Annotated in this window: 19 protein-coding genes, 1 tRNA gene and 1 pseudogene; 15 read left to right on the forward strand and 6 right to left on the reverse strand. The window is 70.7% G+C overall.

The annotated features are described in order from the left end of the window. Positions 1 to 249: 249 nt before the first annotated feature. Entirely contained in the window at positions 250 to 2,994 is a 2,745-nt protein-coding gene (locus ACIREO_RS29705; RefSeq protein ID WP_404115735.1) for a penicillin acylase family protein, read from the forward strand. Here ACIREO_RS29705 and ACIREO_RS29710 read toward each other — a convergent pair. Next, positions 2,981 to 3,571: a 5-formyltetrahydrofolate cyclo-ligase gene (locus ACIREO_RS29710; RefSeq protein WP_404115737.1), complete on the reverse strand. Its 591-nt coding sequence runs from the start codon at positions 3,569 to 3,571 to the stop codon at positions 2,981 to 2,983. The two genes, ACIREO_RS29705 and ACIREO_RS29710, sit on opposite strands and share 14 nt — an antisense overlap. Before the next feature lie 106 nt (positions 3,572 to 3,677). Here ACIREO_RS29710 and galU point away from each other — a divergent pair, with 106 nt between their 5' ends. The 9 genes from galU (at position 3,678) to ACIREO_RS29755 (ending at position 11,012) form a co-directional block, all read left to right on the forward strand. After that, positions 3,678 to 4,580, forward strand: coding sequence for a UTP--glucose-1-phosphate uridylyltransferase GalU (galU, locus tag ACIREO_RS29715; protein ID WP_404115739.1), 903 nt, complete (start codon positions 3,678 to 3,680; stop codon positions 4,578 to 4,580). A 4-nt stretch (positions 4,581 to 4,584) separates the two neighbouring features. Then, positions 4,585 to 5,895: a gephyrin-like molybdotransferase Glp gene (glp, locus tag ACIREO_RS29720; protein WP_404115741.1), complete on the forward strand. Its 1,311-nt coding sequence runs from the start codon at positions 4,585 to 4,587 to the stop codon at positions 5,893 to 5,895. Between the two features lie 126 nt (positions 5,896 to 6,021). Then, on the forward strand, positions 6,022 to 6,522 hold the full coding sequence (moaC, locus tag ACIREO_RS29725) for a cyclic pyranopterin monophosphate synthase MoaC (protein WP_404115743.1): 501 nt from the start codon (positions 6,022 to 6,024) through the stop codon (positions 6,520 to 6,522). After that, positions 6,519 to 7,043 carry a molybdenum cofactor biosynthesis protein B gene (locus ACIREO_RS29730; protein ID WP_404115745.1) on the forward strand — a complete coding sequence of 175 codons (525 nt, stop codon included), beginning with the start codon at positions 6,519 to 6,521 and terminating at the stop codon, positions 7,041 to 7,043. The genes moaC and ACIREO_RS29730 overlap by 4 nt, the downstream gene beginning before the upstream one ends. A gap of 17 nt (positions 7,044 to 7,060) precedes the next feature. Continuing rightward, positions 7,061 to 7,690: a GNAT family N-acetyltransferase gene (locus tag ACIREO_RS29735; protein WP_404115747.1), complete on the forward strand. Its 630-nt coding sequence runs from the start codon at positions 7,061 to 7,063 to the stop codon at positions 7,688 to 7,690. A 124-nt stretch (positions 7,691 to 7,814) separates the two neighbouring features. Next, entirely contained in the window at positions 7,815 to 8,966 is a 1,152-nt protein-coding gene (gene glpR, locus ACIREO_RS29740) for a gephyrin-like molybdotransferase receptor GlpR (RefSeq protein WP_404115749.1), read from the forward strand. An 86-nt stretch (positions 8,967 to 9,052) separates the two neighbouring features. Then, positions 9,053 to 9,126 (forward strand) — tRNA-Ala (locus ACIREO_RS29745). 126 nt (positions 9,127 to 9,252) lie between these two features. Then, positions 9,253 to 10,089: a hypothetical protein gene (locus tag ACIREO_RS29750; RefSeq protein ID WP_404115751.1), complete on the forward strand. Its 837-nt coding sequence runs from the start codon at positions 9,253 to 9,255 to the stop codon at positions 10,087 to 10,089. 137 nt (positions 10,090 to 10,226) lie between these two features. Then, positions 10,227 to 11,012, forward strand: a complete 786-nt coding sequence (locus tag ACIREO_RS29755; RefSeq protein ID WP_404115753.1) for an SAM-dependent methyltransferase — start codon at positions 10,227 to 10,229, stop codon at positions 11,010 to 11,012. Here the strand turns inward: ACIREO_RS29755 and ACIREO_RS29760 are convergent. Continuing rightward, positions 11,009 to 11,497: a GNAT family N-acetyltransferase gene (locus tag ACIREO_RS29760; RefSeq protein ID WP_404115755.1), complete on the reverse strand. Its 489-nt coding sequence runs from the start codon at positions 11,495 to 11,497 to the stop codon at positions 11,009 to 11,011. The genes ACIREO_RS29755 and ACIREO_RS29760 overlap by 4 nt on opposite strands. A gap of 50 nt (positions 11,498 to 11,547) precedes the next feature. Between ACIREO_RS29760 and ACIREO_RS29765 the strand changes: the two genes are divergently transcribed. Continuing rightward, positions 11,548 to 12,363, forward strand: a complete 816-nt coding sequence (locus ACIREO_RS29765) for an exodeoxyribonuclease III (protein ID WP_404115757.1) — start codon at positions 11,548 to 11,550, stop codon at positions 12,361 to 12,363. Between the two features lie 25 nt (positions 12,364 to 12,388). Here ACIREO_RS29765 and ACIREO_RS29770 read toward each other — a convergent pair whose 3' ends face one another. Further along, the gene (locus ACIREO_RS29770; protein WP_404116058.1) at positions 12,389 to 13,018 is read right to left on the reverse strand and encodes a MerR family transcriptional regulator; all 630 of its coding nucleotides are present in this window, start codon (positions 13,016 to 13,018) and stop codon (positions 12,389 to 12,391) included. 170 nt (positions 13,019 to 13,188) lie between these two features. Here ACIREO_RS29770 and ACIREO_RS29775 point away from each other — a divergent pair, with 170 nt between their 5' ends. The 4 genes from ACIREO_RS29775 (at position 13,189) to ACIREO_RS29790 (ending at position 16,839) form a co-directional block, all read left to right on the forward strand. Then, positions 13,189 to 14,709, forward strand: coding sequence for a flavin-containing monooxygenase (locus ACIREO_RS29775; protein ID WP_404115759.1), 1,521 nt, complete (start codon positions 13,189 to 13,191; stop codon positions 14,707 to 14,709). Then, positions 14,706 to 15,662 carry an alpha/beta fold hydrolase gene (locus tag ACIREO_RS29780; protein WP_404115761.1) on the forward strand — a complete coding sequence of 319 codons (957 nt, stop codon included), beginning with the start codon at positions 14,706 to 14,708 and terminating at the stop codon, positions 15,660 to 15,662. Before ACIREO_RS29775 ends, ACIREO_RS29780 begins: the two co-directional genes overlap by 4 nt. Further along, entirely contained in the window at positions 15,659 to 16,543 is an 885-nt protein-coding gene (locus ACIREO_RS29785; RefSeq protein WP_404115763.1) for an SDR family oxidoreductase, read from the forward strand. Before ACIREO_RS29780 ends, ACIREO_RS29785 begins: the two co-directional genes overlap by 4 nt. An 86-nt stretch (positions 16,544 to 16,629) precedes the next feature. Further along, positions 16,630 to 16,839: a hypothetical protein gene (locus ACIREO_RS29790; RefSeq protein WP_404115765.1), complete on the forward strand. Its 210-nt coding sequence runs from the start codon at positions 16,630 to 16,632 to the stop codon at positions 16,837 to 16,839. Between the two features lie 245 nt (positions 16,840 to 17,084). Here the strand turns inward: ACIREO_RS29790 and ACIREO_RS29795 are convergent, their stop codons facing one another. The 3 genes and pseudogenes from ACIREO_RS29795 to ACIREO_RS29805 form a co-directional block, all read right to left on the reverse strand. After that, positions 17,085 to 20,471 carry a S41 family peptidase gene (locus ACIREO_RS29795; protein WP_404115767.1) on the reverse strand — a complete coding sequence of 1,129 codons (3,387 nt, stop codon included), beginning with the start codon at positions 20,469 to 20,471 and terminating at the stop codon, positions 17,085 to 17,087. A gap of 85 nt (positions 20,472 to 20,556) precedes the next feature. After that, a pseudogene (locus ACIREO_RS29800) lies at positions 20,557 to 20,952 on the reverse strand (hypothetical protein); the annotation flags it as partial. 140 nt (positions 20,953 to 21,092) lie between these two features. After that, positions 21,093 to 21,455, reverse strand: coding sequence for an SsgA family sporulation/cell division regulator (locus ACIREO_RS29805; protein ID WP_404115769.1), 363 nt, complete (start codon positions 21,453 to 21,455; stop codon positions 21,093 to 21,095). Positions 21,456 to 21,587 lie beyond the last annotated feature (132 nt).

Raw genomic sequence — 21,587 nt, forward strand, 5'->3', positions numbered from 1 at the left:
TCGTTGAGCGCGTGGACAGTCAGGGTCCGTTCCTTCCCTGCGTAAGAACATCCGGCCTTCCGGATCGGCCTCCGGCGGCCAGTACTTCGTTACCTTACCTAATCGTTAACGCTTTCTTGACGCCTTCGAGTGTTCGTGCGAACCGGTGCGCATATGGATGCATCCCCATACCGCGTCCGAGTGGCTTCACCGGGGCGCCTATGGTTGCTCCTGCACTCCCAGGACCACCCTGCCCCTCGAAGGACAGCGATGCCCGCCAACACAACCACCCCTTCCGGGTCTTCCGGCGCGAAGAAGACCGGCAGGAAGAAGGGGCGTCGCGCCCGCCTGCTCGTGATCGTCCTGGTGCTGGCGCTTGTCGCGGGTGTCGGATACGGCGCGTACTGGTCCGTTTCCACCGTCCGGGCCTCGTATCCGCAGACCACCGGCTCGGTCGAGCTCAAGGGTCTTTCCGGCGACGTCGACGTCAAACGTGACGACTACGGGGTCCCGCAGATCTACGCGGACACCGACAGCGACCTCTTCCGCGCCCAGGGCTTCGTCCAGGCCCAGGACCGCTTCTGGGAGATGGACGTACGCCGTCACATGACCTCGGGACGGCTCTCCGAGATGTTCGGCTCCGGCCAGGTCGAGACCGACTCCTTCCTGCGCACGCTGGGCTGGCGCAAGGTCGCGCAGAAGGAGTACGACGAGGTCCTGGACGAGGACACCAAGAAGAACCTCCAGTCGTACGCGGAGGGGGTGAACGCGTATCTGGACGGCAAGGACGGCGCGGACGTCTCCGTCGAGTACGCCGCGCTCGGCCTCACCAACGACTACAAGCCCACCGAGTGGACCCCGGTCGACTCGGTCGCCTGGCTGAAGGCGATGGCCTGGGACCTGCGCGGGAACATGCAGGACGAGATCGACCGCTCGCTGATGACCAGCAGGCTCAGCGCCGGGCAGATCAAGGACCTGTACCCGGACTACCCGTACGAGAAGAACAAGCCGATCGTCGAGCAGGGCGCGGTCTCCCCGGTCACCGGCAAGTACGACCCCGAGGAGGAGCCGTCGGACGGCATCGGCTCGGGGACCGTCGAGGGCGCGACCGACGGCCTGAACTCCCAGCTCTCCGCGCTCTCCGACACCCTCGACGAGATCCCGGCGCTGCTCGGCCCCAACGGCAACGGCATCGGATCGAACTCCTGGGTCGTCTCCGGCCAGTACACGACGACCGGCAAGCCGCTGCTCGCCAACGACCCGCACCTGGCGCCACAGCTGCCCTCGCTCTGGTACCAGATGGGGCTGCACTGCCGTCAGCTCTCGGAGTCGTGCCAGTACGACACGGCCGGCTACACGTTCTCCGGGATGCCCGGTGTGGTCATCGGCCACAACCAGGACATCGCCTGGGGCTTCACCAACCTCGGCGCGGACGTCACCGACCTCTTCCTGGAGAAGGTCTCGGCCGACGGTTACCAGTACGACGGCAAGACGAAGTCCTTCGTCACCCGCAAGGAGACCATCAAGGTCGCGGGCGGCGCGAGCAGGACGATCACCGTCCGCGAGACCAACAACGGCCCGCTGGTCTCGGACCGCAGCGCGGAGCTGGAGAAGGTCGGCAAGAAGGCTCCCGTCACCACCTCCGCGCCGGACCGCGGCGACGGATACGGGGTCGCCCTGAAGTGGACGGCGCTGGACCCGGGGAAGTCCATGGACGCGGTCTTCGAGCTCAACCGGGCCAAGGACTTCGCGAGCTTCCGGAAGGCCGCCTCACACTTCGAGGTGCCCTCGCAGAACCTCATCTACGCGGACACCGAAGGGCACATCGGCTACCAGGCGCCCGGCAAGATCCCGGTCCGCCTCAAGGGCGACGGCACGACGCCCAGCCCCGGCTGGTCCACCGCCTACGGCTGGGAGAAGGACCCGATCCCGTTCGACGAGCTGCCGTACGAGTACGACCCGGACCGTGGCTACATCGTCACCGCGAACCAGGCGGTCATCGGTGAGGGTTACGAGCACATGCTCACCAAGGACTGGGGTTACGGCACCCGCAGCCAGCGGATCAACGACCTGATCCAGAAGAAGATCGACGGCGGCGAGAAGGTCTCCACCGACGACATGCAGACGATGCAGATGGACAACCAGAGCGCGATCGCCGCGAAACTGGTGCCCGAGCTGAAGAAGATCGGCATCGAGAACAAGAGCGTCCGTGAGGCGCAGAAGCTGCTGGAGGGCTGGGACTACACCCAGGAGTCCGACTCGGCCGCCGCCGCGTACTTCAACGGCGTCTGGCGGAACATCCTCAAGCTGGCCTTCGGCAACAAGCTGCCCAAGGAGATGCGGGCCAAGGGCGACTGCATCTACGTGCAGCCGGTCGCCGGCACCGGGCCGGTGGACGAGCAGGACAAGCTCGTGCGCGAATGCGGTCAGCGCGCCCCGGACGCGGCGCAGCCGGACGGCGGGGACCGCTGGTACGAGGTCGTCGAGAGCATCCTGGACGACCAGGACAACGAGTGGTGGAAGGCCCCGGCCAAGGGGCGCGAAGAGGCCATCGACAGCCGTGACGAGCTCTTCGCCCGCGCCATGGAGGACGCGCGCTGGGAGCTGACGGCCGAGCTCGGCAAGGACATCAACACCTGGAGCTGGGGCCGGCTGCACCAGCTGACCCTGCGCAACCAGACGCTCGGCACCGACGGCCCCGACCTTCTGCAGCGAGCGCTCAACCGGGGTCCCTGGGACCTCGGCGGCGGCGAGGCGGCGGTCAACGCCACCGGCTGGAACGCGGCGGGCGGTTACGAGGCCATCTGGGTCCCGTCGATGCGGATGGTCGTCAACGTGGGCGACTGGGACAAGTCCCGGTGGATCAACCTCACCGGCGCCTCCGGGCACGCGTTCAGCGCGCACTACACCGACCAGACCGACAAGTGGGCCGACGGCGAACTGCTCGACTGGTCCTTCGGGGAGAACGCGGTGAAGGAGTCCACCGTCGACACCCTCACGCTCAGGAAACCCTAGGCGGGAAGCGCCGTGCTCCGGCAGGCGTGACCACGGCGTCCACGGGGTGGTCGTGCGGTTCCCCGGGAACCCGCGCGACCACCTCGTCGTCGTACAGCAGGACGACCAGGGCGGGATGTGCTCCCGCCGACGCGAGCCGCGCCAGTACCCGGTCGTAGCTGCCTCCGCCGCGCCCCAGCCGCATCCCGCGCCCGTCCACCGCCAGGCCGGGCAGCAGGACCGCGTCCGCGTCCAGGACCGCCTGCGGCCCGAGACGGGCACCGTCAGGCTCCAGCAGGCCCCGGCCTGCGGGAGCGAGGTGCTCCGCGCCTTCGAACACGGCCCAGTCCAGGTCGTTGTCCGCCATCAGCACCGGCAGCAGTACGCGTACGCCCCGCGCCCGGAGGGCGTCCAGGAGCGCGTGGGTTCCCGGTTCGCGCCCCACGGACACATAGGCCGCTACGGTCCGGGCGTCGGTCAGCTCGGGGAGAACCGCGGCGGCCGAGGCGAGAACCGAACCGGCCTTTCTGACGTCTTCCGAGGTGAGGAGCCGTCGCGCGGCCAGCAGTTCACGCCGCAGCGTGGCCTTTCGTGACATGTCATGGTTCAACGGGTGCTCGCATAGTTCTCTTATGTGGATGTATGAGAACGAAGTTAACCGGACGCTCACCTTCCGCCCATACGCACCGGTTACAGTTCTGGGCATGACTCAGTCGCACCCCAGGATCAGCAAAGCTGTCATCCCAGCTGCAGGTCTCGGCACCCGGTTCCTGCCGGCCACCAAGGCCACTCCCAAGGAGATGCTGCCTGTCGTCGACAAGCCCGCCATCCAGTATGTCGTCGAGGAGGCGGTCGCCGCAGGCCTCTCCGACGTACTGATGATCACCGGTCGCAACAAGCGTCCCCTGGAGGACCACTTCGACCGGAACTACGAGCTGGAGTCCGCGCTGACCCGCAAGGGAGACGCCGAACGGCTCTCCAAGGTCCAGGAGTCCAGCGACCTGGCCACCATGCACTACGTACGCCAAGGCGACCCGCGAGGCCTCGGCCACGCCGTCCTCTGCGCCGCGCCGCACGTCGGTGACCAGCCGTTCGCCGTGCTCCTCGGTGACGACCTCATCGACCCGCGCGATCCGCTGCTCGCCAGGATGGTCGAGATCCAGGAGCGCGAGGGCGGCAGCGTCGTCGCGCTGATGGAGGTCGACCCCTCGCAGATCCACATGTACGGCTGCGCGGCCACCGAACCCACCGCCGACGGCGACGTCGTACGGGTCACGGGCCTGGTGGAGAAGCCCGACCCGAGCGACGCCCCCAGTAACCTCGCCGTCATCGGCCGCTATGTGCTGGACCCCGCGATCTTCGGCATACTGCGCCACACGGAGCCCGGCCGCGGCGGCGAGATCCAGCTCACCGACGCCCTCCAGCTGCTGGCCGAGGACGACACGGCCGGCGGCCCGGTGCACGGCGTCGTCTTCAAGGGCCGCCGCTACGACACCGGTGACCGCGGCGACTATCTGCGTGCCATTGTCAGACTCGCGTGCGAACGTGAAGACCTGGGCCCGGACTTCCGGACCTGGCTGCGCAGTTACGTCGACGAGGAGTTGTAACAGCTTGAGCAGCACGATCTGGTCGGTGGACGAGCACCTGGACGACATCCTCGCCGCGGTGAAGCCGCTCGAGCCCATCGAGCTGCAACTGCCCGAAGCCCAGGGCTGCGTCCTGGTCGAGGACGTCGTGGTGGAGGTCGCCCTGCCGCCCTTCGACAACAGCTCGATGGACGGATACGCCGTCCGGATCTCCGATGTCGAGGGCGCCGGGGAGGAGTTCCCCGCCGTCCTCACCGTCATCGGCGACGTCGCCGCGGGCGACGGCGGCCTGGCCGACGGCCGGTCCGTCGGCCCCGGCGAGGCCGCCCGCATCATGACCGGTGCTCCGCTGCCGGCGGGTGCCGAAGCGGTCGTCCCGGTCGAGTGGACCGACGGCGGCACGGGCGGCGGCCCCGCCTCCGCCATGCGGGCCCACAGCGACGCCCCCGAGGGGGCGAGCGGCGAGGTCCGCGTCCACCGCCCGGTCAAGCCGCGCGCCCACGTCCGGGCCAAGGGCAGCGACGTCCAGCCGGGCGACGTGGCGCTGCGCGCGGGTTCGGTCGTCGGGCCGCCGCAGATCGGGCTGCTCGCCGCGATCGGCCGCTCGACGGTGCGGGTGCGGCCGCGTCCGCGCGTCGTCGTGCTGTCCACCGGCAGTGAGCTGGTGCAGCCGGGGGAGGAGCTGGCCGCCGGCCAGATCTACGACTCCAACAGCTTCGCCCTGACCGCCGCCGCCAGGGACGCGGGCGCCATCGCCTACCGCGTGCCGGCGGTGGCCGACGACGCGGAGACGCTGCGGGCCACGATCGAGGACCAGTTGATCCGCGCGGACATCGTCGTCACCACGGGCGGTGTGAGCGTCGGTGCGTACGACGTGGTCAAGGAGGCCCTGTCCTCGGTGGGCGACGAGGACGAGCCCGGCAGCGGCGTCGACTTCCGTAAGCTCGCCATGCAGCCGGGCAAGCCGCAGGGGTTCGGCTCGATCGGCCCCGATCACACGCCGCTGCTGGCGCTGCCCGGCAACCCCGTCTCCTCGTACGTCTCCTTCGAGCTGTTCGTCCGGCCGGCCATCCTGAGGCTGATGGGTCTCCAGGACGTCCACCGCCCGAAGGTCCGGGCCACGCTAAGCACCGGCAAGGCGCTCGCCTCGCCGTCCGGCAGGCGCCAGTTCCTGCGCGGGACCTACGACGCCGAGGCGGGGACCGTGACTCCGGTCGGGGGGCCCGGATCGCATCTGATCGCCGCCCTCGCTCAGGCGGACGCGCTGATCGTGCTGCCCGAGGACGTCACCTCCGCCGAGCCCGGCGCGGAGACCGAAGTGATCCTCCTCCGCTGACTTCGGCGCGGTGGCGGTACGGTATCTGGCGCTGTGCCTTACCGGGGGAAGCCCCCCGGTCCCCTCGTCCCGCGCCCAGGCGCGGTACGGGCGGGCAACCGGCGCCCTACCGCTAGGCGGAGTGAGTTGAGTACGCAGAACAGCCTGACGCACATCGATGAGGCGGGCGCCGCCCGCATGGTCGATGTGTCGGAGAAAGACGTCACGGCACGTGTCGCCCGGGCGAGCGGCCGGGTCCTCGTGTCACCGCGCGTCGTCGAACTCCTCAGGGGCGAGGGTGTCCCCAAGGGTGACGCGCTCGCCACCGCGCGCATCGCCGGAATCATGGGTGCCAAGCGCACCCCGGACCTGATCCCGCTCTGTCACCCGCTCGCCGTCTCCGGTGTGAAGGTCGACCTGAGCGTCGCCGACGACGCGGTGGAGATCCTGGCCACCGTGAAGACCACGGACCGTACGGGTGTCGAGATGGAGGCGCTGACCGCCGTCTCGGTGGCCGCGCTCACGGTGATCGACATGATCAAGGCGGTCGACAAGAGCGCCGTGATCACGGACGTCCGGGTCGAGGCGAAATCGGGCGGCAAGTCCGGCGACTACCGGCGCCCCGCACCGGGAGGGGCGGACGCATGACCGCGCCCGGCAGTGCCCCTGCCACCGGCGGGTACCGCGCCCTCGTGGTGACCGCCTCCAACCGCGCCTCCGCCGGCGTCTACGCCGACAAGGGCGGCCCCCTCATCGCCGAGGCCCTCACCGGTCTCGGATTCGCCGTCGACGGCCCCCAGGTCGTGCCCGACGGGGATCCGGTGGAAGCGGCCCTCAGGGCCGGGACGGCCGCGGGCTACGACGTGATCGTCACCACCGGCGGTACGGGCATCTCGCCCACCGACGGCACACCCGAGGCCACCCGGCGCGTCCTGGACCGTGAGATCCCGGGCATCGCCGAGGCGATCCGCGCCGAGGGCCGGGACAAGGTCCCCACCGCCGCGCTCTCCCGCGGCCTCGCGGGTATCGCGGACCGCACCCTCGTCGTGAACCTGCCCGGCTCGACCGGTGGCGTACGCGACGGACTCGCGGTCCTGAGCAGGCTTCTGGTGCACGCCGTCGACCAGGTGCGCGGCGGCGATCACCCCCGACCGGGGAGCCCGAGCTGAACGTCCGGACCTGGCCGGTGATCCTGACCGACGGCGCCGTCACCCTCCGCCCGATAAAGCTGCGCGACCAGAGCATGTGGCGTGACGTCAACCGGCGTAACCGTGACTGGCTGCGCCCCTGGGAGGCGACCGTCCCGCCGCCCGCCCCCGGCGGCCCGGTGGCCCAGCGCCCCACCTACCGTCAGATGGTCCGTCATCTGCGCGCCGAGGCGAACGCGGGCCGGATGCTGCCCTTCGCCATCGAGTACGAGGGGCGTCTCGTCGGGCAGTTGACGGTGGCGGGCATCGCCTGGGGCTCGATGTGCTCGGGCCACGTCGGCTACTGGGTCGACCAGGGCGTGGCGGGCCGCGGTGTCATGCCGACGGCGGTGGCTCTCGTCGTCGACCACTGTTTCCGCACGGTCGGACTGCACCGGATCGAGGTCTGCATTCGGCCCGAGAACGCCCCCAGCCGAAGGGTCGTGGAGAAACTCGGATTCCGTGCGGAGGGACTACGTCCACGCTATCTTCACATCGACGGCGCGTGGCGGGATCATCTGATCTTCGCCCTCACCGCGGAGGAAGTCCCCGACGGGCTGCTGCGGCGTTGGCGCAGGATGCGGCCCGGTACGCCCGGTACGCCGCGCACGCCCGGAGAAATAAAATAAGTGTTCGAATTTGATCGCTCTCTGACGGTAATCAACCTCACTTTCGGCGACTACTGACCCGAACAATCGCAAAAAAAGTCCTTCATATCAGCCGGATCGTGCGACACACCGGGCCAATTGGCGGATGCCGCCGTGCAAACCCCTCTACGGTGTGAGCGTGAGCAGCAGCGGCCTCATCTACGCAGTCATCGTCGGGGCATGGGCTGCCTACTTGGTGCCGATGTGGCTCCGCAGGCAGGACGAGCTCAATGAAGCCCGTCCGACGGAACGCTTCAGCACCGCCATCCGGCTGCTGTCCGGACGGGCGGCCATGGAGCGCCGTTACGCCAAGGAGCTGCGGGAGCGGGATGCCGAGGAGGCGCCTGGCGACGTGGACCCGGATGCCGTCACGGACCGAATCGAGTCCGTCGACGTCCGGGCCTTTTCCGCGCCTCCGGCACATACGGAAGCGCGGTTGCGCGTCCCGGCGCCCGGCCGGCCGGCCCCGGACCAGGAGCGCCCGCAGGAACGGGCCGCCCGCCCGGCGCCCGCGAGGCGCTCGCGTCCGTCCGGCGCGGAGACCGAGCGCGAGCGCCGCCGGCGCTCGCAGGTCCTGGCCCGCCGGCGGCGTACCACCACGGTCCTCTTCATGGCGTTCACGCTCGGCGCGGTCGTCGCGGCGGTGGGCGGACTCCGCTTCCTGTGGGCGCCGGCCGTTCCGGCCGTGCTGCTGAGCACGTACATCGTGCATCTGCGTGGCCAGGAGCGCCGCCGGTTCGTCTTCACCATGGACCGGCGACGGGCCGAGGTGGCGGCGCAGCGGCTGCGCGAGAACCGGCCCCGCAGGCACCAGTCCGCGTCCTCGGCTCCCGCCGAGCCCGACGAGGAACCCGGAGGGGCGCCCGTGCCCACACCCACGGTCTCCCCTCAGGAAGCGGGCCGCCGCGCCCTGGTCGAGCAGACGGACCACGCGGAGTGGGTCGACCAGCAGCGCGAACGCGGCCCGGCCCAGGGCGACAGCTGGGAGCCGGTCCCGGTCCCGCTGCCGACCTACGTCACCGCCCCGGTCGCCCCGCGCGCCACGGGCGGGGTGGAGGTCGGCGACCCGGAGACCTGGAGCGCGGCCCGCTCCAGCCCGGCCGAGCCCACCCGTGACGCCCAGGACACGGCCACGCCCGACGCCGAACCGGCCCCGCGCCGCCGCGGTAACGCGCCCCGGCGCACCCGTGACCGCGGCCGTACGCCCCTCTTCGACCAGTACGACGACGAGGACCGGCCGCGCGCGGCCAACGAGTGAGCCGACGGTGAACCCGACTCGGTGACCTGCCGGGATACGGATTTCCGAGCACCCTGATGAGGGTGCTAGAGTTTCACTCGTTGCAAGGGCCTGTGGCGCAGTCTGGTAGCGCACCTCGTTCGCATCGAGGGGGTCTGGGGTTCAAATCCCCACAGGTCCACCGCACACACGAGATCCCGCCCGATCGCAAGATCGGGCGGGATCTTCGTGGTTTCCGGGTAGCCGGGATCCGTCCGGGTGCGGCCCCGGCTGCTCGTGGGCCGGATGCTCGGTAGGGTCGGCCGCTGTGTCCGACGAAACCGGTGCCGCCCCCTTCCGTATCCCCGCAGAGTTCGTCCGCTACGCCGTGGCGCTGGAGCCGGCGGAAGTCGCGTACGGGTACGTGGCCGGCTGGGTGAGCGCGGAGGATGCCGTCCGCCTCGCCTTTCTGCGCCGGTGCGACCTACGCGAGCACGCCGGGGACTTCGAGCGCCTCGCCGCCCTGGAGCCCTCCGCGCCGGGGCTCGGCGTTCTGTGCCGTCGGCTTGCGGACAGCTGTGCCGACGCCGGGCGGGTCTGGGCTCACCTGGCGGTGAGCTGGGCCTGTTCGCACCCCGATGAGCAGCGGGACCGCTTGCTCGGCGGGCTGGAGCGTCCGGCGCTCGGCCCTGACAGCGGGGGAATGCGGCCGTCCGGCGCGGGGCGGGACGAGTTCCTTGTCGGCCGTGCCACCTCCGGACGCGGCATGAACTGGCAGAGCGGCTCGGCCCTGCTGGGGACCGACCGGCCCGAGGAGGTCGACGCGGCTTTCGACCGGGGCGAGGATCTGGTCGGGGTCGCGGTGATCGGTCTGGCGTTGCAGCACCCCGACGCGGAAGCCATCCTGCCCCGGGTGGCCAGGGCGCTGGAGTCGACGGACGGTGGACTGCGTCATCAGGGCCGCGTCGCTCTGGCCCATGTCGCCCGGCTGCACGGCACGGTGGACCGACGCTGTCTGGAGCTCCTGAAGTCCCACCCCCGGGGCAGCGAGGCCGACGACGACCTGTGGGGTTACGTTCCCCGCCGCCGGCTGCCGTGGTGGCTGTGGCGCCACCATCTGCGGGAGCGGCCGGCCTGGAACCTCCGTGACCGATGGCGCCACTGAGGCGGCTTCCGTCGGCCCGATCACCCGGTAACCTGGCCTTCCTCGCTCACCCGCCCTTCCGGTGACCGCTGTTGAGGGTTGCGCGGGGCAGGTGCGAGCGAGGGAGCCTGTTCGTGGTTCCGTTTGGAGGGCGCACTGTGACCGCCGGTATACCCAGCTCCCGCATCGACACCAGCAAGCCGCACCCGGCGCGGGTCTACGACTGGCTGCTCGGCGGGAAGGACAACTATCCGGTCGATCAGGAGGTCGCGGAGAAGCTGCCCGCCGAGGCGCGGGCGAACGCCGCGCGGAACCGGGCGTTCATGCACCGGGCCTCCGCCTGGCTGGCCGAGCAGGGTGTCGATCAGTTCCTGGACATCGGGACCGGCATCCCCACCTCGCCGAATCTCCATCAGGTCGTGCAGGCGGTCACCCCGCGCGCCAGTGTCGTCTACGCGGACAACGACCCCATCGTGCTGCGTCACGCGGAAGCGCTGCTGGTGAGCCACCCCCAGGGCGTGACCGACTACATCCACGCGGATGTGCGGCAGCCCGAGGCGATTCTCGAACAGGCGGCCAAATCACTCGACTTCGGGCGGCCCGTCGCGCTGTCCCTCATCGCGCTGATGCACTTCCTGCCGGACGAGCAGGACCCGTACGGACTCACCCGCAGGCTGGTCGCCGCACTGCCTTCGGGCAGCTATCTGGTGCTGTCCCACGGGACCGCCGATCAGCATCCGGAGCTCAAGCAGGAGACGGAGTCGGCGTACAGGAAGGGCGCGATCGCGCTGCGCATGCGTACACGCGCGGAGGTCGAGCCTTTCTTCGAGGGGCTGGAGCTCGTCGGGCCGGGGCTGGTCACGGCGCCGGAGTGGTACCAGGAGGAGCCCGCGCCGGTGTACGAGCGGAGCGGGTTCTACGTGGGTGTGGCGCGGGTGCCCTAGGCGGCCCGCCCCAGCGGCTTCGCCATGCAGATGCTGCTGTCGTACGTGCGGTAGTGCCCGAACTTCGTGCAGCGCGTGTAGCCGCTCGACATGTAGAGCGCGATCGCCTCGGGCTGCTGGTCGCCGGTCTCCAGGACCATGCGGATGCGGCCGGCCGCGCGGGCGTCGTCCTCCAGGGCGGAGAGGATGCGGCGCGCGAGGCCACGGCCCCGGCCCTCGGGGATGACGAACATCCGCTTGATCTCGGCGTCGCCGTCCGAGTACCCCTCGTCGTTCTGCTCCTGGCTCCGCCAGCCGCCGGTGGCCAGTGGACGGCCCTGCTCGTCGTAGGCGAGGAGGTACAGCCCGCGAGGCGGATCGAACATGGCGGCGTCGAGAGGTGTGATGTCGCCCTCGTCGCCGTAGCGCTCGGCGTATTCGAGCTGCACCTGGTCGTTGAGTTTCACGGCGTCGGGGTGGTCGAAAGGCCGAGGCTGAATATTCATGCGCATCATAGTACATGTATGCATGCACTGTGTGTAGGTACTGTACCTGGATGCTGACTGTTACCACCGTGAACGTGAACGGGCTCCGTGCTGCCGCGAAGAAGGGCTTCGTCGAGTGGCTGGGGCAGACCGAGGCCGATGTGATCTGCCTCCAGGAGGTCCGCGCCGAAGCGCAGCAGCTCCCCGAAGAGGTGCGTGAGCCCGAGGGTTGGCACGTCGTGTACGCCCCGGCCGCGGCCAAGGGGCGCGCGGGGGTCGCCCTCTATACCCGGCACGCGCCGGAGCGCGTCCAGATCGGGTTCGGCGGGTTCGACGTCCCGGGGAGTGACGAATTCGACACCTCCGGCCGCTATGCGGAGGTGGACCTCCCGGGTGTGACCGTCGCCAGTCTCTATCTGCCGTCCGGCGAGGTCGGCACGGAGAGGCAGGAGGAGAAGGAGCGCTTCATGGCGGCCTTCCTCCCCTATCTCCAAGGGCTGAAGGTGCGTGCGGCCGCCGAGGGGCGCGAGGTGGTCGTATGCGGCGACTGGAACATCGCCCACCGTGAGGCCGACCTCAAGAACTGGAAGGCCAACAAGAAGAACTCCGGCTTCCTCCCCGAGGAGCGGGAGTGGCTGACCCGGGTGTTCGACGAGGCCGCGTACGTCGATGTGGTGCGCGCGCAGCACCCGGACGAGGAGGGGCCGTATTCCTGGTGGTCCTACCGAGGAAGGGCATTCGACAACGATGCCGGGTGGCGCATCGACTACCAGGTGGCGACCCCCGGTCTCGCCGGGCGCGCGGTGAAGGCGTGGGTGGAGCGCGCCGCGACACACGGCGAGCGGTGGAGCGATCACGCGCCGGTGACGGTTACTTACGAGCGCTGAACGGTCATGCGCCGGTGACGGTCACCTACGGCCGCCGGCCGTCCTCGCGTAGCCGCCGGTCCAGGGCCATCGACAGTTCGGCGTCCACCACCGCCTGGGCGAGCGTGCGCAGTTGCTCCGGCTCGGTCTGCGCGGTGTGGGCGCGCAGGACGCGTACGAAGAGGTCGGCGAGGGCGTCGGCGTGCTCGCGGACCTGGCGGCCCGAGGAGAGCACGGCGTCGAGCGGGACCCCGGCGCGCACCAGTTCGGAGGACGCCTCCAGCAGCCGGCGGCTGATGTGGACGATCTCGTCGCCGTCGATGCCGAGATAGCCCAGCTCCATGGCGGCGGCGAGGTTCTCCGCCGTGGCCTGGTCCTGGAAGTAGTCGGCGAGCTGCTCGGGCGTGAGCCGGACCGGGGTCTCCTCGGTCGGTTCGCCCAGGCCCAGCACCTCGGCGACATCGCGGCCGCTGTCGAAGGTGGTGGCGAGGTCGGCGATGCCGTTGAGGGTGTGGCCGCGCTCCAGCAGGCCTGTGATGGTGCGCAGCCGGGCCAGGTGGTGGCTGTCGTACCAGGCGATGCGGCCCTCGCGGCGAGGGGGATGGATCAGACCGCGCTCCCGGTAGAAGCGCAGGGTGCGCACGGTGATGCCGGCCTCCTCGGCCAGCTCCTCCATGCGGTACTCGCGGTGCTCACGTCCTTCAGCCACACCCGCACCCTATGTTGTACCGCCGGTAACTTTCCTTGGTCCGCCCCCTACCCATCGGTACGGAGCTGCCCTACTCTCCCAACAGTGCCAGTGATTGCTGGCGGAGTCGTAGTCACGTACCGCGGGGAGGCGGCAGCATGGCCCAGCACGAGCATGTACGAGTGGCGGTGATCGGATCCGGATTCGGGGGCCTCGGAGCCGCGGTCCGGCTCCGCCGCGAAGGCGTCACCGACTTCCTGGTACTCGAACGGGCCGGTTCCGTCGGCGGCACCTGGCGGGACAACAGCTACCCGGGCTGCGCCTGCGACGTACCGTCCCACCTGTACTCGTTCTCGTTCGCGCCCAAGCCCGACTGGCCGCGCACCTTCTCGGGGCAGCAGCACATCCGCGCCTACCTGGAGCATGTGGCCGACACCTTCGGGCTGCGCCCGCACATCAGGCTGAACCACGAAGTCACGGTCATGCGCTGGGACAACGACGAACTGCACTGGGTGATCGAGACCGCGAACGGCGCCACCGTCACCGCCGACGCCGTCGTCTCCGCCACCGGCCCGCTCTCCGACCCGAAGCTGCCGGACATACCGGGGCTCGCCGAATTCCCCGGCAAGGTCTTCCACTCCGCGCGGTGGGACCACGACTACGACCTGAGCGGCAAGCGTGTCGCCGTGGTCGGCACGGGCGCCTCCGCGATCCAGATCGTCCCGGAGGTCCAGCCGAAGGCCGGCCGGCTCACTCTCTTCCAGCGGACCCCGCCCTGGGTGATGCCCCGTATGGACCGTGCCATCAGCGGCGCCGAGAAGTGGCTGCACCGGACGCTCCCCTTCACGGCCACCGCACGGCGCGGACTGCTGTGGACCATCCGGGAGTTGCAGGTGGGGGCCTTCACCAAGCACCCGAACCAGCTCGGGCTCGTCGAGACGATAGCCAAGTCGAACATGGCGCGGGCGATCAAGGATCCCGCGCTGCGGGCCAAGCTGACCCCCTCGTACCGCATCGGCTGCAAGCGCATCCTGCTCTCCAACGCCTACTACCCGGCGCTCGCGCAGCCGAACGTGGACGTGGTCGACTCCGGCCTCTCCGAGGTGCGGGGATCCACACTGGTCGGGTCGGACGGGTCGGAGACCGAGGCCGACGTGATCATCCTCGGTACGGGCTTCCATGTGACGGACATGCCGATCGCGACCCGGGTCGTCGGCGCCGACGGCATCACCCTCGCCGAGTCCTGGAAGGACGAGATGCAGGCGCTGCGGGGTGCGACCGCCGCCGGCTTCCCGAACTGGATGACGATCATCGGCCCCAACACGGGGCTCGGGAACTCCTCGATGATCCTGATGATCGAATCCCAGCTGAACTACATGGCCGACTACATGCGCCAGCTGGACGTCCTGGGCGGGCGCGCCGCACTCGACGCGCGGCCCGCCGCCGTGGGCGCCTGGAACCACCGGGTCCAGGAACGGATGAAGCGGACCGTCTGGAACACCGGCGGCTGTACCAGCTGGTACCTCGACGCCAACGGGCGCAACACCACGGTCTGGCCGGGCACCACGGCCGAGTTCCGGCGGGCCACCCGCTCGGTCGACCTCGGTGAGTACGACGTGATCCGTCCCCCTGTCACCCACTCCGCGGCGCAGCCCGTGGCCGAGGAGGCCGCACGATGAGCCGGCTGACCCAGCGGGGGGACACCCCGCTCATACCCGTGCCCGTACGCGAACTGAGCGTCGTATCCGCCGACGGCTCGCGCATCCACGTGGAGCTGCACGGCCCCGAGGGCGCCCCAGCCGTCGTCCTGGCCCACGGCTGGACCTGCAACACCCGCTTCTGGGACGCCCAGGTGCGTGATCTAGCGGTGGACCACCGGGTCGTCGTCTACGACCAGCGGGGCCATGGGCGTACGCCCGCGGCAGGTCCCCGCGGATACAGCACGCGTGCGCTGGCCGACGACGTGGAGGCGGTGCTGAAGGCCACGCTCGCACCCGGGCAGAAGGCGGTGCTCGCCGGACATTCCATGGGCGGGATGACGCTGATGGCGGCGGCCGGCCGTGACGCCGTGCGGGAGCACGGGGCGGCCGTGCTGCTCTGCAGCACCGGCAGTTCGCGTCTGACGGCCGAGTCGCTGGTGCTCCCGCTGCGGGCGGGTGCCCTCCGTACCCGGATGACCGCGGCGGTCCTCGGTGCGCGCGCGCCGCTCGGCCCCGTCAACGCGGTGTCGAAAATGATTCTCAAGTACGCCACTATGGGGCGTGGTTCCGCCCCGGAAAAGGTGGATGCCTGTGCCAGGATCGTTCACGCGTGTCCCCGCGGGGCGCGTGTCGCCTGGGGGCACGTGCTCGCGGAGCTCGACCTCGAGGCGCGTCTGCGGGAGCTGCGGCTCCCGACGGCGGTGATCGCGGGTACGGAGGACCGGCTGACTCCGCCCGTGCACGCGAGGGCCATCGAGGCGGCGCTGCCGCAGAGCCTCGGGCTCACCGAGCTGGCGGGCATGGGCCATATGACCCCGGTCGAGGCACCGGAGGTGGTGACGGCGAAGCTGCGCGAACTGGTGGCCTCGTACGTCACTGTGGAAGGCGCGGGCAGCACGGCGGAAGCCGTGAGCGAGGAGGAGGTCGCATGAACGGCAGTCGGAGTCTCGAAGGACAGGTCGTCGTCGTCACGGGTGCCGCGCGGGGGGTGGGCGAGCTGCTGGCCCGCAAGCTGTCGGCGCGGGGCGCCACGCTGGCTCTGGTCGGCCTGGAGCCGGACGAGCTGAAGCAGGTCTCGGAGCGGCTGCACTCGCCGAGCGACCACTGGCACGCGGACGTCACGGACCATGTGGCGATGGGGCGGGTCGCCGAGGAGGTCAAGGAACGCTTCGGGAAGGTCGACATCGTCGTCGCCAACGCGGGCGTCGCCACCGGAGGTCCGCTCGTGGACTCCGATCCGGAGGCGTGGCGCAGGGTCATCGAGGTGAACCTGATAGGCGGTGCGGTGACCGCGCGGGCGTTCCTGCCGGTGCTCATCGAGAGCCGCGGCTACTTCCTCCAGATAGCGTCGCTCGCCGCGATCACTCCGGCGCCGATGATGAGCGCGTACTGCGCGTCCAAGTCGGGCGTGGAGGCGTTCGCGCACTGCCTGCGGGGCGAGGTCGGCTACCGGGGCGTGAAGGTCGGGGTCGGCTACCTGTCCTGGACCGACACGGACATGGTGCGCGGTGCCGACGAGGACGACGTCATGCGGGAGTTGAGGCAGCGGTTGCCGTGGCCGACGAACCGAACATACCCGCTGGGCCCGGCGGTCGACCGGATCGTGGCCGGGATCGAACGTCGCTCCGCGCATGTGTACGCCCAGTGGTGGCTGCGCGGGATGCAGTCGGTCCGGGGGTATCTGCCGATGGTCATAGGGGCCGTGGGGCAGCGGGAGATGAAGCGGTTCGGGTCCCGGCTCGACGGTGTCGGCAAGGGGCTCGTGGGGGCCGGCGGCGAGGCCGACCGGAAGGCGCGCGTACAGGGCGGATGATCGAAATGCGGTGAATGTCCGGGTGTGTAAGTCTGAGCGAGGCCCCACCGGGGCCGGCCCCACGCACCCACATAGGAGTGAACAGCATGGGAATCGCAGACCAGTTCAAGGACAAGGCGCAGGAGCTTGCCGACCAGGCCGAGCAGCAGAAGGCGGGCGGCAAGCGGGACGAGGCGCGTGAGCGTTCCTCCGACCGCCCGGACCGCGCCTCGGACCAGGCGCAGGGCCGTCGGCCCGGTGCGCGGGACCGGGCGCAGGGGGCGGCGGACGAGACGCGTGAGCGTTTCGAGCGCTGACGCACTGCGCGTCCGAGGTCTGTTGGGGCGTACCCGGGTGCCGGGTACGCCCCTTCGCGTGGGCGGTGCGCGTGCGGTGACGGGGCGGGCCGGCGCGGTGCGGGTTTTCGGGGCTCTGCCCCGGACCCCGCTCCTCAATCTCCCCCAGACTTCGTCCGGGGGGACCCCCAAGAGGCTTGATTCGGCTGAGCTCGGAGGGGCTTGATCGGGCTGAGCTCCTGGGCGGGGGCGAGCCTGTTCGCTCGTCACCTCGGGGGCAGTGGGGGCCTGCGCAGGTTCGGGGCCGTGGCGTAACTGGGGGGTGTGGCTGCCGGGTGGGCGGCCAGTAGGTCCAGGGCGACCCTGACGCCGTCGTCCAGTACCGCGTGGCGGCCTTCCGCCCAGTCCAGTGGGGTGCGCAGTGCCTCCAGGTCGGGCTCGACGCCGTGGTTCTCGACGGACCAGCCGTAGGTGTCGAACCAGGCCGCGTTCATCGGCACCGTGATCACCGTGCCGTCACCGAGCCGGTGCCGGCCGGTCATCCCCACCACCCCGCCCCAGGTGCGATGGCCCACCACCGGCCCCAGCTTCAGCAGCCGGAACGCGGCGGTGATCATGTCCCCGTCGGAGGACGTGGCTTCGTCGGCGAGCGCGACGACCGGGCCTCGGGGCGCGTTGGACGCGTACGAGACCGCCTGGGCGTTGCGGGTCAGGTCCCAGCCGAGGATGGTGCGGGTGAGCTTCTCGACGACCAGCTCGCTGATGTGGCCGCCCGCGTTGCCCCGTACGTCGACGATGAGTGCCGGACGCGACACCTCGAGACGCAGATCGCGGTTGAACTGGGCCCAGCCGGAGCCGCCCATGTCGGGGATGTGCAGATAACCGCACTTGCCGTGGCTCAACTCCCGTACGACCTCACGGCGTTTGGCAACCCAGTCCTGGTAGCGCAGTGGACGCTCGTCGACCAGGGGGACGATCGCGATGCGCCGGGACCGGCCGCCGCACTCGCCCCCGGCCGGGCGGAAGGCCAGCTCCACCGTGGTGCCACCCGCCGCCGTCAGCAGCGGATACGGCCCCGCCACCGGGTCGACCGGCCGGCCGTCGACATGGGTGAGGACGGCGCCCTCCCTGATCCCCGTACCGGCGAGCGGTGAACGGGCCTTGGAGTCGGAGGAGTCGCCGGGCAGGATGCGCTGCACCGTCCAGTCGCCGTCCCGGCACACGAGGTTGGCGCCCAGCAGCCCGATCGCGCGCTGGTAGTGCGGGGGCCCCTCGTTGCGGCGGGCGGGCGAGACGTACGCGTGGGAGGTGCCGAGCTCGCCGAGGACCTCGCGCAGGAGATCGGCGAACTCGTCGGGGGAGGCGACCCGTTCGACCAGCGGGCGGTACTGCTCCAGTACGCCGTCCCAGTCGATGCCGCACATGTCGGGTTCCCAGAAGTAGGACCGGGTGATGCGTCCTGCCTCCCCGTACGCCTGGCGCCACTCCGCCGCCGGGTCGACGTCGTGCAGGATGCGGCGCAGGTCGAGGAAGACCGTCGTGTCGTTGTCGCCGGGCTCGTTGGACGGTACGGCGCGCAGCTCGCCGTCGTCCATGACGACCAGCCGGGTCGCGTCCCCGCTGACCGCGAACCAGTCGAGGTGGCCGACCAGTTCGGTCTTGCGGGCCTTGGCGATGTTGAAGTGCTCCAGGGTGGGCCGGCCCGACATGTCCGCGGGGTTCGCGAAGGTCTCGCCCAGGGCGCCGGAGATCGGCCAGCGCAGCCAGACGAGTCCGCCGCCGCTCACCGGCTGGAGCCCCGAGTACTTCGACGCGGAGACCGGGAACGGGGTCACCCTGCTCTCCAGCCCCTCGAACTCCACCAGGACCGTCGGCCCCTCGACCGGGCCCTCGGAGATGTCCACCGGGTCAAGGCCGCCCGCCGCGGGCCTGCCGTCCGGGAGCAGCGCGAAGGGGGAGGGGGTGGCAGAGGAGAGGGGGACCAGATACGGGCGGCAGCCCAGCGGGAAGGAGAGGTCTCCGGTGTGGACGTCGTACACCGGGTCGAATCCGCGCCAGGAGAGGAAGGCGAGATAGCGGCCGTCGCCCGTGAAGACGGGGTTCTCGTCCTCGAAGCGGCCGTTGGTGACATCCACTGTCACCGGGGCGTCGGGGCCGGTGATACGGGCGAGTTTGATCTGCCGCAGCGAACGGCCGACGCCGGGATGCGACCAGGTCAGCCAGTGGCCGTCCGGGGAGAACGCCAGATCGCGGACCGGGCCGTTCACGGAGCGGATGAGTTCGGTGACCTCGGCGGTGACATCAGCGGGGTCCACGGTCCCGGCCTCCACGAGGCTGCCTTCGACGCGCCCGCTGTCCAGGTCCTCGATGACCTCGACGACGTCGACGACCTCGGCCTCCGTGGCCTCCGCCGTGTCCAGCAGCAGCAGCCGGCCGTCGTTGGACGCGATGGCCAGCCGCTCGCCCTCCGGGTCGGAGATCAGCTCGTGGACCCGGCCCAGCCGCCCCGCCGCCAGCCGTCGGGGCGGGCGGTCGCCGCTGGCACGCGGGAGGTAGGCGATCTCGATCGCGTCCTCCCCCTCCGCGTCCGTGACGTACGCGACCCGGCCGCTGCTGCCGAGCATCTCCGGCAGCCGGACCCGTACCCCCGGGGTGTCGGCGATCGTACGGGCGGGGCCGTCCCGGTGGGTGAGCCAGTACAGGCTGCCGCGCACGGAGACCGCGCTGGCCCGGCCCGTCTCGTCGACGGACAGCGCGTCGACATGGCTGGACGCCGGCACCTGGTACGTACGCCGGCCGGTCCGGGGGCCTCCGAGCCGCACCTCCAGTTTCCGGGGCGTCGCGTCCGGCGACTCCAGGTCCTCGACCAGCCACAGATCACCGCCGCACTGGTAGACGACCCTGCTGCCGTCGCTGGAGGCGTGCCGGGCGTAGAACGCGTCGTGGTCCGTGTGCCGGCGCAGATCGCTGCCGTCCATCAGACAGGAGTACAGATTGCCGACGCCCTCGTGGTCGGAGAGGAAGGCGATCCGGCGCCCGACGAACATCGGCGCGTCCAGGTGCCCGCCGATGTCCGGCAGCAGCCGCTCACCGTGCAGCCACAGCCGGCCCATGGCACCGCCCCGGTACCGCTTCCAGGCCGCCGGCTCGTGCGGCGGCTTCCCGGTGAGCAGCAGGGTGCGCCGTTCGCCGTCGATGTCGGCGACCGCGATGTCCGAGACGGGGCCCCAGGGGAGCTTGCCGCCGGGGCTGCCGTCGGTGGGGACGCTGTACGCCCATGAGAAGTACGAGAACGGCTGGTTGTGCGAGGACACGGCGAGGATCTGGGACGAGTCCCCGGGGCCGGGGCTCCAGCCGCACACCCGGGCGTCGGTCGAGCCCCAGTAGGTGAGTCTGCGGGCGGGCCCGCCGTCGACGGGGGCGAGATGGATCTCTGGATCGAGCGTGCGCCAGGTCGTGTAGGCGATACGGCTGCCGTCGGGCGAGAAGCGCGGATGACTGACCCTGGTCCGGTCGACAGTCAGCCGCCACGCCCGGCCGGGCCGCTGCCCCGCCGGGGCGAGCGGGGAGACCCAGAGGTCGTCCTCCGCCGCGAAGCAGAGCAAATCCTCGTGGAGGTGCGGAAAACGGAGATACGCGGCGTCGTCACTCACCCTCCAATGCTTTCCGTGTGAGGGGCCCACGGCAACTTGTGGTGCAGGACACAAGCGAAACCGTGGGGCCGGTCTCCATGGTGGAACTGTCGCGTCGCTGCGCGCCGATCCGGGGCGTGGAGCCGCCTCCGGCCGCGGGCGGGTAGGCGGAGCGGCCCGAGCCCGAACTGGTCGGACCGCTGCTCCGGAACGGGGTGTGCCCGGAGTCGGGGGACTCACGCTGCGCGCCCACCCGGGGCCCGGTGCTCAGGGTGCGGCCGGAGCCCGCCGTGTCCAGGTCGGCGGAGCCGGATGCGGCCGTGCGCACCGTCGCCCCTGGCTGGTTTTCGGCCGTGGAGGCCCAGCGCGCCATCAGGGAGGCCGGGGTGGCTCTGGCGAGGCCCAGCTCGTCCAACAGCCGGGCGGAGGGCGGCAGGGCCGCCGCTATGGGCCGGCCGGGCAGGACGGCCGTGCTCTCGTCCCGCAGCGGGGCTGGTCCGCGTGTGACACACCGAGACCCCGAGGTCTGCTTCCGGGCGGATGAGCGGAACGCGGCCCCGGAGCGCCGGTTACCTGTGGGGACGGGGGACCGGAGCGACGAGGAGAGCCCCCGTGCACGCGGCACGGGGGCTCTCTTCCTGCTCAGGCGCGGGTGGCGGTGGCTGTCGGCGGGCGCTTCGCCGTCAGTGTGCGGGTCCGCGCCAGGAAGCGGAGGACGGGCGCGATGTCGAACTGGAGGACGGCGACGCCGTCAGGCGAGTGCAGTTCCAGGACCAGCTGGGCCCTGCCGCACGGCCATATCCGTATGTCGCCGAGGGTGACGGGGGAGCGCAGCCCGTGTTCCAGGAGGTCGAGACCGAAGGCCCGGTCGACGCCTCCGGGCAGCCGGACATGGACGGTCCCCGGATCCTCGGGGTCGCAGCGCAGTTCGACGGGGACCGGTCGGGGGTCCGGGCCGTCGGTGATGAGCCGGGCTCGGGCGTGTTCTTGGATCACGAGGGACATGGCCGGCTCCTCCTGTGTGAAAATCTCTCCCCTCAATGTCCCATATATTCCTATATGGGCATGTCGGGGTGGGCTTAGTTGTCGACCCTGCGCTCTTGCGAACTGTTTGCAACAGGGCCCTATCATGGAGCG

The sequence above is a fragment of the Streptomyces sp. NPDC102441 genome, from assembly GCF_044765585.1.
Classification (GTDB): Bacteria; Actinomycetota; Actinomycetes; order Streptomycetales; family Streptomycetaceae; genus Streptomyces.